Origin of the sequence: Sphingopyxis sp. SE2 (assembly GCF_032227185.1) — a bacterium.
Lineage (GTDB): Bacteria > Pseudomonadota > Alphaproteobacteria > Sphingomonadales > Sphingomonadaceae > Sphingopyxis.
The window spans coordinates 488,995-501,305 of record NZ_JAPMXW010000001.1; the positions used below are offsets into that span (position 1 = coordinate 488,995).

At 66.7% G+C, this 12,311-nt stretch carries 10 protein-coding genes; 6 read left to right on the forward strand and 4 right to left on the reverse strand.

The window, feature by feature from the left end:
* The first annotated feature begins 218 nt into the window (after positions 1 to 218).
* The 3 genes from guaB to OVY29_RS02120 all read left to right on the forward strand — a co-directional run bounded on the left by guaB (position 219) and on the right by OVY29_RS02120 (position 3,644).
* On the forward strand, positions 219 to 1,676 hold the full coding sequence (gene guaB / locus OVY29_RS02110) for an IMP dehydrogenase (RefSeq protein WP_037554666.1): 1,458 nt from the start codon (positions 219 to 221) through the stop codon (positions 1,674 to 1,676).
* A gap of 214 nt (positions 1,677 to 1,890) precedes the next feature.
* On the forward strand, positions 1,891 to 3,081 hold the full coding sequence (locus tag OVY29_RS02115) for an RsmB/NOP family class I SAM-dependent RNA methyltransferase (RefSeq protein WP_313910748.1): 1,191 nt from the start codon (positions 1,891 to 1,893) through the stop codon (positions 3,079 to 3,081).
* A 32-nt stretch (positions 3,082 to 3,113) separates the two neighbouring features.
* Positions 3,114 to 3,644, forward strand: coding sequence for a tetratricopeptide repeat protein (locus OVY29_RS02120; protein ID WP_052182159.1), 531 nt, complete (start codon positions 3,114 to 3,116; stop codon positions 3,642 to 3,644).
* A 4-nt stretch (positions 3,645 to 3,648) separates the two neighbouring features.
* Here OVY29_RS02120 and rsmA read toward each other — a convergent pair whose 3' ends face one another.
* The 4 genes from rsmA to OVY29_RS02140 all read right to left on the reverse strand — a co-directional run bounded on the left by rsmA (position 3,649) and on the right by OVY29_RS02140 (position 9,458).
* The gene (gene rsmA / locus OVY29_RS02125) at positions 3,649 to 4,488 is read right to left on the reverse strand and encodes a 16S rRNA (adenine(1518)-N(6)/adenine(1519)-N(6))-dimethyltransferase RsmA (RefSeq protein WP_313910749.1); all 840 of its coding nucleotides are present in this window, start codon (positions 4,486 to 4,488) and stop codon (positions 3,649 to 3,651) included.
* Positions 4,485 to 5,465: a 4-hydroxythreonine-4-phosphate dehydrogenase PdxA gene (gene pdxA / locus OVY29_RS02130; RefSeq protein ID WP_037554798.1), complete on the reverse strand. Its 981-nt coding sequence runs from the start codon at positions 5,463 to 5,465 to the stop codon at positions 4,485 to 4,487. Before pdxA ends, rsmA begins: the two co-directional genes overlap by 4 nt.
* Positions 5,466 to 5,503: 38 nt before the next feature.
* Positions 5,504 to 6,844: a peptidylprolyl isomerase gene (locus tag OVY29_RS02135; RefSeq protein ID WP_052182135.1), complete on the reverse strand. Its 1,341-nt coding sequence runs from the start codon at positions 6,842 to 6,844 to the stop codon at positions 5,504 to 5,506.
* Positions 6,845 to 7,151: 307 nt separating this feature from the next.
* Positions 7,152 to 9,458 (reverse strand): LPS-assembly protein LptD, encoded by a 2,307-nt coding sequence (locus OVY29_RS02140; protein WP_037554669.1) that lies wholly within the window; start codon positions 9,456 to 9,458, stop codon positions 7,152 to 7,154.
* 397 nt (positions 9,459 to 9,855) lie between these two features.
* On the opposite strand from OVY29_RS02140, the gene OVY29_RS02145 reads away from it, so the two are divergent.
* The 3 genes from OVY29_RS02145 to ndk all read left to right on the forward strand — a co-directional run bounded on the left by OVY29_RS02145 (position 9,856) and on the right by ndk (position 12,278).
* Complete coding sequence (locus OVY29_RS02145; RefSeq protein ID WP_313910751.1) at positions 9,856 to 11,301, forward strand: leucyl aminopeptidase; 1,446 nt, start codon at positions 9,856 to 9,858, stop codon at positions 11,299 to 11,301.
* 19 nt (positions 11,302 to 11,320) lie between these two features.
* Positions 11,321 to 11,770, forward strand: coding sequence for a DNA polymerase III subunit chi (locus tag OVY29_RS02150; RefSeq protein ID WP_313910752.1), 450 nt, complete (start codon positions 11,321 to 11,323; stop codon positions 11,768 to 11,770).
* An 85-nt stretch (positions 11,771 to 11,855) separates the two neighbouring features.
* Positions 11,856 to 12,278, forward strand: a complete 423-nt coding sequence (ndk, locus tag OVY29_RS02155) for a nucleoside-diphosphate kinase (protein WP_037554674.1) — start codon at positions 11,856 to 11,858, stop codon at positions 12,276 to 12,278.
* Positions 12,279 to 12,311: the final 33 nt, after the last annotated feature.

A 12,311-nucleotide genomic window follows, 5' to 3' on the forward strand; every position in this document is an offset into this window, starting at 1 on the left:
CTAACGGGGCCTCGGAAGCAATGCAACCGGTTACATCGGTGGCGATGGCGTGCGTCCCTGCGGTGCTCCGGCCGCCCTCCCGAATCGCGCGAAATAATCGTTCGTCCCCCACTGGCGCGCGCGGGCGCGACTGGTTACATGGGCCGCCACCAAATGATTCGCGTGTGCCGCCCCGAAAGCTTGGGGGCAGGCGCCGCCCGCACCAGAAAGTGGCACCCATGGAAATCATCACCGGCCTTACCTTCGACGACGTGCTGCTGGTGCCCGGCGCGTCGGACATCCTGCCGTCGGACGCCAATCTGTCGACCCAGCTGACCAGCGAGATCAGCCTCAACATCCCGGTCCTGTCGTCGGCGATGGACACGGTGACCGAGGCCGACATGGCGATATTGATGGCGCAGATCGGCGGCATTGGCGTGCTTCACCGCAACCTGACCGTCGAGGAACAGGCGGCCGCGGTGCGGCAGGTCAAGCGGTTCGAAAGCGGCATGATCGTCAACCCGATCACCATCACCCCCGACGCGCCGCTCTCCTACGCGACCGCGCTGATGGACCAGCACCGGATTTCTGGCATTCCGGTCGTCGAAACGGGCGGTAAGCTCGTCGGCATCCTGACCCACCGCGACGTCCGCTTCGCCGACAATCCGGGCCAGCCGGTGCGCGAGCTGATGACCGCCGAAAATCTCGCGACGGTGCGCGCGGGAGTCGGGCAGGACGAGGCGCGCAAATTGCTCCACCAGCGCCGCATCGAAAAGCTGCTCGTCGTCGACGACGATTATCACTGCATCGGCCTGATCACCGTCAAGGATATGGAAAAGGCGGTGAATTTCCCCGACGCGACCAAGGACGGGAACGGCCGCCTGCGCGTCGCGGCGGCGACCAATACTGGCGATAGCGGCGTCGAGCGCGCCGAGGCGCTGCTCGAGGCCGAATGCGACCTTATCGTCGTCGATACCGCACACGGCCACAGCAAGGGCGTCGGCCAGACGGTCGAACGCATCAAGAAATTGTCGAACCGGGTTCAGGTGCTCGCGGGCAATGTCGCCACCGGCGACGCGACCAAGGCGCTGATCGACGCGGGCGCCGACGGCGTCAAGGTCGGCATCGGTCCGGGCTCGATCTGCACCACCCGCATCGTCGCGGGTGTCGGCGTGCCGCAACTCACCGCGATCCTCGACAGCGTCGAAGCCGCCTCGAAACTCGGCGTTCCCGTGATCGCCGACGGCGGCCTCCGCACCTCGGGCGACGTCGCCAAGGCGCTGGCGGCCGGCGCGTCGAGCGTGATGGTCGGATCGATGCTCGCGGGCACCGCCGAGGCGCCGGGCGAGACCTTCCTCTATCAGGGGCGCACCTATAAAAGCTATCGCGGCATGGGCAGCGTCGGCGCGATGGCGCGCGGCAGCGCCGACCGCTATTTCCAGCAGGATATCAAGGACCAGATGAAGCTGGTTCCCGAGGGCATCGAGGGGCAGGTGCCGTTCAAGGGCCCCGCGAAGGACGTCATCCACCAGATGGTCGGCGGCGTGAAGGCGGCGATGGGCTATACCGGCAGCCGCACGCTGGGGGATTTCCGCGAGCGCGCCAAATTCGTCCGCATCACCAATGCGGGGCTGCGCGAAAGCCATGTTCACGACGTCGCGATCACGCGCGAGGCGCCGAACTACCCGGCGGGTTGAGGGCGGCGATGCGGCCGTCCACTCCTTATCCCCTCCCGCAAGCGGGAGGGGCAGCGAGACTTGCGAGCTTGTTCGCTAGTCGCAGCGGGGCGGGCAATTGCAACGCTGCTGGTCCACCCGGCATGGGGTCGGTCGTGCCCCCGGCACGACCTGAACCAGCCGGGGGCTGGTTCACCCTGTGCCCCCCTCCCGCAAGCGGGAGGGGCTTCATCGCATGACCCCCGCCGCCCGTCTCCAGACCGCCATCGAAATCCTCGACGCCATTGCCGCTGCGGCGCGCGAGGGCGGGGCGCCGGCCGACGCGATCTTCGCCGAAGCGATGCGCGCGCGCCGCTATGCGGGGTCGAAAGACCGCCGTGCGATCCGGGGCCATGTCTATGACGCGATCCGCGCCGTGCGCTCGGCGCCGGCTTCGGGCCGCGCGGCGATGCTCGCGCTTGCCGATGCCCGGCCCGAACTCGCACCGCTGTTCGACGGTTCGTCCTACGGTCCGGCGCCGATCGCCGCCGACGAACCGCGCGCCGAAACCGGGCTTGCGGCAGAGGCGCTGATCGGTCTCTTCGACCCGCTCGTCGGCGAAGACGAACATGACGCGATGCTGACGCGCGCACCGCTCGACCTCCGCGCCAACCGCATCAAGGCGACGCGCGACGATCTCGCTACACTCTTTCCCGAAGGCGAAGCGATCCCCGGCGCGCCCGACGGCTGGCGCCTGCCGCCCGAAACGGCCGCGGTCCAGCATCGCGCCTATGCTGACGGCGTGTTCGAGGTGCAGGACGCCGCGAGCCAATATGCGTCCGCCGCTCTGGACGCTGCGCCGGGGCAGGCGATCGTCGATCTCTGCGCGGGCGGCGGCGGCAAGACCCTCGCCATCGCCTCGCTCACCGGAAACGACGCCGACATCCTCGCCTGCGACACCAACCGCGCGCGCCTCCAGCAACTGCCGCCACGCGCCGAGCGCGCCGGCGCGACGCGCATCGAGACGCGCCTCCTCAATCCCGGCAGGGAAGCAGAAATGCTTGCCGACTGGCAGGGCAAGGCGACGCATGTCTTCGTCGACGCCCCCTGCTCGGGCAGCGGCACCTGGCGCCGCAGCCCCGAACTGCGCTGGCGGCTCACCCCGGCGCGGCTCGACCGCCATCTCGCCGATCAGGCCAGGCTATTGGACATAGCCGCCGATCTGGTGGCGCCCGGCGGCAAACTTCTTTATGCTGTCTGCTCGGTTATCGCGCGCGAGGGGCGGGCACAGGTGGATGATTTTCTGAACCGGAATCCGGGCTGGACCGCCGACGCGGGCTATCTACCCGAAGGTATCGGCCGCCCCGCGGGCGCGGGTTTCCTGCTGACTCCGGCGACCGACGGCTGCGACGGATTTTTTCTCGCGCGGCTGACATCGCCATGTTAGCATCCCTTTCGATGAAGCGATGGGAGAATGCGATGCGCATCAGTTTTCTGGCCATTGGCGCTGGTCTTGTTCTGGCCAGCCTGCCGACCGCCTCCGATGCGCAGCGCGCCGACAACGACATCTTCCCCCGCTCGATCGCGCTCCAGCAGGAGGGGCATCAGGCGCAGGAGGCCGGCGACCTCGATCAAGCGATCGACTTCTATGAATCGGCGCTCGCCGCCGACCCGCGCAACCGTTCGGCGATCATCGCGCTGGCACAGGTCGCGCGTGCGCAGGGGCTGCCGGGCAAGGCGATCGGCCTCTATCGCGAGGCACTGATCCTCGAACCGAAGGATATCGTCGCGCTGACCGGGCAGGGCGAGGCGCTCGCTGACAAGGGGGCGCTCGAACTGGCGCGCGAAAAGCTCGCCGAGGCCGAGCGCGTCTGCGGCGCCAAATGCCCGCAGGTCGCCGCGCTCGAAAAGACGATCGCGTCGAGCGCGTCGAAACGCGTCGTTGCCGCCGAGGCACTGGTGCCGACGCCGGTCGTCGCGACGGTCAAGCCCGCCACCGGCCAGAACTGAGGATCTACGCGCCGAGCGCGCGCGCCAGCGCGACCCATTCGCCGACGCTGACGGTTTCCGCCCGCCGCGTCGGGTCGATCCCCAGCGCCTCCGCCGCGGCAACTGCGCCTTCGACCCCCTTCAGGCTCTGCCGCAGCATCTTGCGCCGCTGGCCGAATCCCTTTTCGGTGAGCTTCGACAGCCGTTTCGGGTCGACGCCCGCAGGCTGATCGCCCGGCGTCACATGGACGATCGCCGACATCACCTTGGGCGGCGGGGTGAAGGCTGACCGATGCACCTTCATCGCGATTTTCGCGTTCGAGCGCCACTGCGCGAGCACCGCGAGCCGGCCATAGGCGCCCGTCCCGACCGGCGCGACGATGCGCTCGGCGACCTCGAGCTGGAACATCAGGGTCAGCGATAGCCAGCGCGGCGGCCACGCCGCGGGTTCGAGCCAGCGCGTGAACAGCGCGGTGCCGACGTTATAGGGGAGGTTGGCGACGATATGATAGGGCGCGCCGCCGGTCAGCGCGTCGACGTCGATCGCCATCGCATCGTCCGCGATCACCGTCAGCTGCCCCGGAAAGGCGTCGGCCAGCTCGGCAAGCAGCGGCAGGCAGCGATCGTCGCGTTCGACCGCGACCACCTTCGCCCCCGCGCGCAGCAGCGCGCGCGTCAGCCCGCCCGGGCCCGGCCCGACCTCGAAGACCGTCGCGCCTTTCAAGTCGCCCGGAAGCGCTGCGATCCGGTCGAGCAATTGCTCGTCGAACAGGAAATTCTGTCCCAGCGCCTTGCTCGCCGACAGGCCGTGGACGCGCACCGTCTCGCGCAGCGGCGGCAGCGGCGTGCGCGGCTGGACCGTCACTTTGCGGGGGCGCAGCCGCGCTCGCGCGCCGTCGCCATGCGCGCGGCCATCGCGATCGCCGCGATCGTCGGCCCGGCATCGGCCCGGCCGGTGCCGGCGATGTTGAAGGCGGTGCCATGGTCGGGCGAGGTGCGGATGATCGGCAGCCCGAGCGTCAGATTGACCCCGTCGTGGAAATGCAACGCCTTGAACGGCGCCAGCGCCTGATCGTGATAGCCGCAGAGCAGCGCGTCATATTGGTCGCGGATGCCGGGCGCGAAGAGCGCGTCAGCGGCAAGCGGGCCGTCGACGATGATCCCATCCTGGGCCAGCTGGGCGACCGCGGGCTTCATGATCCGCTCTTCCTCGCCGCCGAGCTGACCGCTCTCGCCCGCGTGCGGGTTGAGCCCCGCCAGCGCGATGCGCGGCGTATCGATGCCGAAATCGCGGCGCAGCCCGCGCGCGACGATCCGCGCCTTGGCGACGATCAATTCGCTCGTCAGCCGCTCGGGCACCTCGGCGAGCGGAATATGCACGGTCAGCGGCACGACGCGAAGCGATGGTCCTGCCAGCATCATCACCGCGTTGGTGGCGGTCACGCCGCAGCGTTCGGCGATGAATTCGGTCTGCCCCGGATGCGTATAGCCGATGCCGTGCAGCGCATGTTTCGACACCGAACCGGTGACCAGCGCCGAGCTCGCCTGGTTGCGCGTCAACCCGATGCCGGTTTCGAGCGCGTGGAGCGCGCATGTCGCGCCGGCTGCGGTCGGCGATCCGGGTGTCAGCGGGCCGCTGTCCTCGAGATGCCAGACAGGCAGCGCCTCGCCGAAGGCTTTTACGACCTCGTCCATGTCGCCGACGCGCGCGACGGGGCCATCCCACACCGCTTCGATCGCGGCGACGTCGCCGATCGCGACAAAGGGAGGCAGGCGGTTTTCGCCGCGCGCAGCCCATGCGCGCGCCGTGACTTCGGGGCCGACGCCGGCCGGGTCACCCATGGTGACCGCGATCGGACGTCGAATGTAGTAACTCAACATCAGCTATATTCGATCACGGCATCCCGGCGCAGGTCGCGCAGATAGCGCTGGGCCCGCTTGTTGACCTTGTCCTCCAGCAGTTTCTGCTCGATCTGCTCGAGGTTCGGCGCCGTCGCGGTCTGCGGCATGTCGCGGCCGCAAAGAACAAGGACGCTGACGCCTTCGTTCGCGGCACCGAAGGGCTGCGTCGTCTGGCCGACCTGAAGGTTGACGAGCGTCGCCTGGAGCGGGGCGGGCAAGGCGCGCATTTCGATATTGTCGCGCGACACGACGCTGGCGCCCAATTGCTGCGCGACCGCGTCGGCGGCACCGCAGCCGGCGATCGTGCGCGTCGCTTCGGCGAACTTGCTGGCAAGTTCGGATGCCTTTTCCTGTGTCGTTCCGGCCGGAAAATCGAGCGAAATCTGCTTGAGGCTGAGCACCGCGTCGCGCGGATCGGCGGTCAGCACCTGACGCCGGTCGATCAACAGCATGATCGAAATGCCGCCGGGCACCTCGATCGGTCCGACGAGCTGGCCGGGCTGCATCTGCATCGCGGCCTCGCCCATCGACGCGGGCAACTGCCCGGCCTTCACCCAGCCGAGGTCGCCGCCGACGACCGCGGTCGATGCTTCGGAAAACTGGCGCGCATAGGCGGCGAAGCTGCCGCCGGCCTGCAGCGCCTGGATGATCTTTTTCGCGTTTTCGTTGACCGCGGCGATATTGTCGGGGGTTGCCGACAGATAGATTTCGCCAAGGTGGAATTCATCCTGCCCCTTGGCCGCTTCCATCTGCTTGACGATCAGGTCGACTTCTTCGGTCGATACGTTGGTCGTTGACTGGATGTTGCGCGACAATAGGCGATCCCACGCGAATTCGCCGCGGATCTGCTGCTTCACCGCCGCTGCGGACGAGCCTTTCGACGCCAGATATTCCGAAAACTGCTCGGGCGTCTGCTTGAAGCGCGTCGCGAGCCGGGCGAATTGTTCGTTGACGATGTTCTCGTCGATCGCGATCTCGGCCGCCTTGGCTTCCTGTATCTGCAGTTTCTCGTCGATCAGGTTGCTGAACACCTGGTTGCGCAGCCGCTCGATTTCCTCGGGCGGCAATTCGACATTGTTGTTCGCGATACGGATCAGCGCCATGCGCTGTTCGATATCGGTCGCGGTGATGATTTCGCCGTTCACCGTCGCCGAGGGGCGATAGACGTTCGGCTTGGCATCGCCGTAAAGCTGCACATTGCCGGGAATGTTGAGGCTGGTCGTCGGCACTTCGCTGTCGGGAACAGTCTGGGCCAGCACGGGCGCTGCGCCGACGGCGGCCAAGGCGATCAGGCCGGTCATGGTCGAAAATTTGGTCATCTTTACCCTATTCGAGAAAGTCCGGACGCTCCGTATCAGCGGACACGCCCGATGGTCCAGCGCAATCCGCCATCGGAGCCATTTGATGCCCGCAGATACGCCGCGGACGCTGAACCTAGGCTGAGCGAGGGCCGTCCGGTTTGGGGTGGGTTTCAGTCATCCCCTCCCGCAAGCGGGAGGGGCAGCGAGACTTGCCAGCTTGCTGGCTAGTCGCAGCGGGGAGGGTCTTTGCGCCGTCACAGGCCCTCCCCCGCGACCCCTCCCGCAAGCGGGAGGGGAGACGGCAACTACCGGCCGAAGTCCGCCCTCAGAACCCCAGATTCCTGAAAGCGATCCGGAATGAAAAGCTGTTGCCGCGCCGCGCGTCGCCGGTATCGGCATAATCGCGCCGCCAGGTCAGCGCGATCGACAGGCAATCGTCGTCATAGGCGAGGCCGAGCCGGTGGCGAATCGGCTCGAACCCGTCGGCACCGCTCAGCGGGTCGTCGCTCTGCTGCGTCAGGTCGACGATCGCCGATCCGAACAGCGACCAATGTTTCGCGAATGCGACGCGCCCCCCGGCGCGCACTTCCTCGCGGTCCTGCAAATCCTCGCCGAGCAGCAGGATGTCGCGATTGAGCCGCGAATAGCCGACCACGGCATAAGTCGAGCGGCTGCCGATCGTCGCGTCGAATTCGTTGCGGCGGATCGCGAGATTATCCTTGTCGAGCCGGTAACGGTGGGTGAGGCGCAGGAAATCGCGATACGCAATCGTCGTCCGCCCCACGATATCCGACGTGCGGTCGGTCAGGCCGGTGCCGTCGGGGAACAGGCTGGGTTTGTCGGTCAGGCGATAGCTTTGCCCGACGATGCTGTTGATGTTGAATCCCGGGCGGCTGTAATTCCATTCGAGGCCATAGGTGATGCGCGCCCCATCCTCGAACCGGTCGTGACCGTTGAAACGGTTGATCGCGAAGAGATTGCTGTCCTCGAGGTCGAAGGCGCGCGAATCCTCGTTCGGAATGTCGAGATTCTTGATCGGCGGCGTCGCGACGACCTGGACGCGCGGGGTCAGCGTCTGCGTGCCGCCGGCGAATTCGCCGATAAAGGGCCAGCGCATGTCGGCGGCCACCGCGGCGATCGCGCGCGCCTGCCAGCCCGACTTGCCGCGATAGCCGGGGATCGCGGTCAGCAGATTCTCGTCGCTGTGATAGACGTCGCCGCGCACGAGGGCGGTCAGCGTGACTTCCTGCCCGAGCCCGGTCAGCCCGCGCAAATTCCACTGCGCGCCGGCAAAGGCGCGCTGCGTGTCTTGTCCCGCGGTGCGGCCGATCGCGAGCGTGTTCAGTTGCAACTCCAGCTGCCCGCCGAAGAGCGGATCGTCGAGCCGTTGGCGATAATCGATGATCGGCAGCGCGATCGGCTGCTGGCCCTGAATATCGTTGACGCGCAGCGTCTGCGTCGCCCAGCCGGCGATCGAGAGATAGCTATTGCCGCCGATCCGTTCGAGTTCGAAGGTCGAACGCAGCCGGTCATCGCGGCTGATATCGTAACGGCGCATGAAGGTGCGATCGGTCGCGATGCGACCCGAATAGGTGAGGCTCCAGCGCGGATCGAACTGGAACTTGCCCGCGCTCTCCAGATAGCCGCGGAATCTCTTCTGGCTGTCCGGATCCTCTCCGACCAGCGGAACGAGCGAGCCATAGGTCGCATAGCCGTTGATACGGAACGACCCGATATCGGTCAGCGCACGGAACTCGCCTTCCAGCATCGGCGCCGCGTCGGTGTAGACGTGCGGCGTGATCGTCATGTCGCGGTCGGGGGCGATGCGCAGATAATAGGGGACCGCGATCTCGAAGCCGTTGCTCCGGTCGAGCCGGATTTCGGGCACCAATATGCCGCTGCTCGCCTCATTGTTGATCGAGTGGCTGAGCCCGGGGAGCGGGATCAGCGGCAGGCCGAAAATCTCGACGCGCGCGCCCTTGTAGCGGACCTTGTTCTTGGCCCGGTCGTACATCACCTTGACCGCTCGAATCTGCCAGCTCGGGTTTTTCGGACAGCCCTCGTCGTCCTCGACCGGACAGGGGGTATAGGCGGCGTTCTCCAACTCGATATTGCCATTGTCGAACCGCGTGCCCCGAACCGCGGCGAGGCGCGATCCATTGTCGAGCACGACGAGCAGATTTTCGACGACGCCGTCGCGCAAACTGTCGGTCAGTTCGATCTTGTCCCCATAGGCGACGTCGCCTTCGGGGTTCTTGATCATGACATTGCCTTCGGCGAACACCTGTCCCGTCTGTCGGTTCCATGTGACCTTGTCCGCGCGCATTTCGATCGCTTCGCGGTTCATCTGGACATTGCCCTCGGCGACGACGATCTCGGTGTCGCCGTCGTAATTGAGGTTGTCCGCGGCAAAGCCGATCTGCTGCTCGCTCGCGGTATCGGGCGCGTCGGATGTCGTCGGGACGACGTCGGGTGTTTGCAAATCGGGTTCGCCGGCGACTTCCTCCGCCGGCTGGGCCGGATTCGCCTCGCTCTGGGCCAGCACCGGGCTCGCCGCCAAGGCCAGGCCGCTGGCCGTCGCCAGCCAGAACGGCCGCGCACCCGCCGCCCGATGGAACAAAGCCCAGCTCATCAAGGGCCAGAACCTACCAATTACCCGTTCGAGGCGTCGAAATGGCGAAGATATCGACTTCGCGTGGCCGCAGCGGATGGTGGGTCCATCTGCAAGGCCGCGCGGAGGCGAGATCGAAGCCATTTCGGCGTCCCTGCGGGATTTGATCGATTTTGTCCATGGCCGCGTCAGCGAGCCTTGGAATATATTCATATACCTGCGTCCCGCTTCCTTGCCCTGAACAAAATCGCTTCAAACCTCGATCGGGTAATTGGTAGGTTCTGACCCTAGCCCTTTGTCCCGAACCCTATATCGACGTCTTCCGGCTTGGACCGGCAGCTTTGTTTTTGCAACTCGCAAGCGAAACCCCTATCGGTCCGCCACGTTCCAATCAATCATCGCATAAGAAAGTTAAGGCATGGACATTCAGTTTGTCGCGCAAATCGATGCGTCTGCCGACGTGGTCGCGTTTCCCGTCCGCAAGGGCGAAGCGGGCGCGCTCGGGGCGCTGCTCGGCGCCGCTGCGACGCAGGCGCGCTTCGAGGGCGCGGCGGGCACGGTCGCGGAGACCGCGGCGATCGACGGCGAACGGGCGAAGCGCCTGTTGCTCGTCGGGATCGGCGAAGGCTCGGAGCATGACATCGAGCGCGGCGGCGCGGCGCTGACCGCGAAGCTGCAGACGAGCGGTGCGACCCAGGTCCAGGTCGATTTCGCGAGCACCGGGCCGAGCGACGCCGACGATGTGCTCGCGTTCGCGATGGGCGCGCGCTTGCGCAACTGGCGCCTCGACACTTATCGCACCCGCCTCGCCGACAAGGCGAAACCGAGCCTCAAGACGGTGACGATCGCGTCGCCGCACGGCGACCTTTCGGCGCGCTGGGCCGTAAATGAAGCGATCGCCGACGGCGTCGCGCTCACCCAGACGCTCGTCGCCGAGCCGCCGAACATCCTCTATCCCGAAAGCTTCGTCGAACGCTGCCAGCATCTCGCCGAGCTCGGCGTCGAACTCGAAGTCCTAGACGAACGCCAGATGAAGGCGCTCGGCATGGGTGCGCTGCTCGGTGTCGCGCAGGGCTCGACGCGGCCGCCGCGGCTGCTCGCGATGCGCTGGAACGGCGGCAATCCGGGCGACGCGCCCGTTGTCTTCATCGGCAAGGGCGTGACTTTCGACACCGGTGGCATCAGCCTGAAGCCGGGCCCCGGCATGGACATGATGAAATGGGACATGGGCGGCGCGGGCGCCGTCGCCGGCGCGATCAAGGCGATCGCGGGGCGCAAGGCGAAGGCGAATGTCGTGGGCGTCGTCGGCCTCGTCGAAAATATGCCCGACGGCAATGCGATGCGCCCCGGCGACATCGTCACCACCATGTCGGGCCAGACGGTCGAGGTGCTCAACACCGACGCCGAGGGCCGCCTCGTCCTCTGCGACGCGATCAGCTGGGCGCAAAAGGCCTATGATCCCAAGGTGATCGTCGACCTCGCGACGCTGACCGGCGCGATGGTGATTTCGCTCGGCCACGAATATGCCGGCATGTTCGCGAACGACGAGACGCTTGCCGCCGGCCTGCTCGCGGCGGGCGAGGCGTCGAACAACAAGCTGTGGCGCTTCCCGCTCTCGCCCGCCTACGACAAGCTGATCGACAGCCCGATCGCCGACATGAAGAATATCGGCCCGCGCGAAGGCGGCTCGATCACCGCAGCGCAATTTCTCAAGCGCTATGTCGAGGACGGCGTCGCCTGGGCGCATCTCGACATCGCGGGCATGGCGTGGGGCGACAAGGACGGACCTGTCTATGCCAAGGGCGCGACCGGCTACGGCGTGCGCCTGCTCGACCGCTATATCGCCGCGAACCACGAAGGCTGAAGCGAGCAGGGCCGGGAGCATGGCGCGCGTCGACTTCTACCGGCTGACCCGCGACCCCGTCGAACGCGTGCTCCCCGCGCTCGCGGCGCGCATCCTCGGCAATGGCGATCGCCTGCTGGTGGTCGCCGCCTCGGCGATGCAGCGTCAGGCGATCGACGAGGCCCTGTGGACGCTCCAGCCCGCCAGTTTCCTGCCGCACGGCCACGCCGGATCGCCCGACGAGGCGATCGAGCCGATCCTGATTTCGGGCACGCTCGACCCTTCGCCCCCCAATGGTACTACCCTCCTCGCGCTCGCCGACGGCGAGTGGCGCGAGGAGGCGCTGGGGTTCGAGCGCACCTTCCTCCTCTTCGACAACAGCCGCATCGACGACGCCCGCGCGCTCTGGCGCACGCTCGCGGCGCGCGACGATGTCGACAACCGCTTCTGGAAACAGGACGAAAACGGCCGCTGGTCCGAAGGGCCCTAGCGCCCGCGCGCTCTGTCCTTGCGGTGCGGCGAAAGCGCGGCTAGAGGCGCGCGCATCATATAACACAGCAATCAGGAGCTTTCCCATGGCGGTCACCCGCACTTTCTCGATCATCAAGCCCGACGCCACGCGTCGCAACCTGACCGGCGCGGTCACCAAGATGCTCGAAGACGCCGGCCTCCGCGTCGTCGCGTCGAAGCGCATCCACATGAGCCGTGAACAGGCCGAAGGCTTCTACGCGGTCCACAAGGAACGCCCCTTCTTCGGCGAACTCGTCGACTTCATGATCAGCGGCCCCGTCGTCGTCCAGGTCCTCGAAGGCGAAAACGCGATGCAGCGCAACCGCGACATCATGGGCGCCACCAACCCCAAGGACGCAGCTCCCGGAACGATCCGCAAGGAACTCGCCGAGAGCATCGAGGCGAACACCGTCCACGGCAGCGATAGCGACGAGAATGCGGCGATCGAGATCGCCTATTTCTTCAAGCCCGAAGAAATCGTCGGCTAAGCCGACCGGCATTGCCGAAACGAAGAGGCCGCC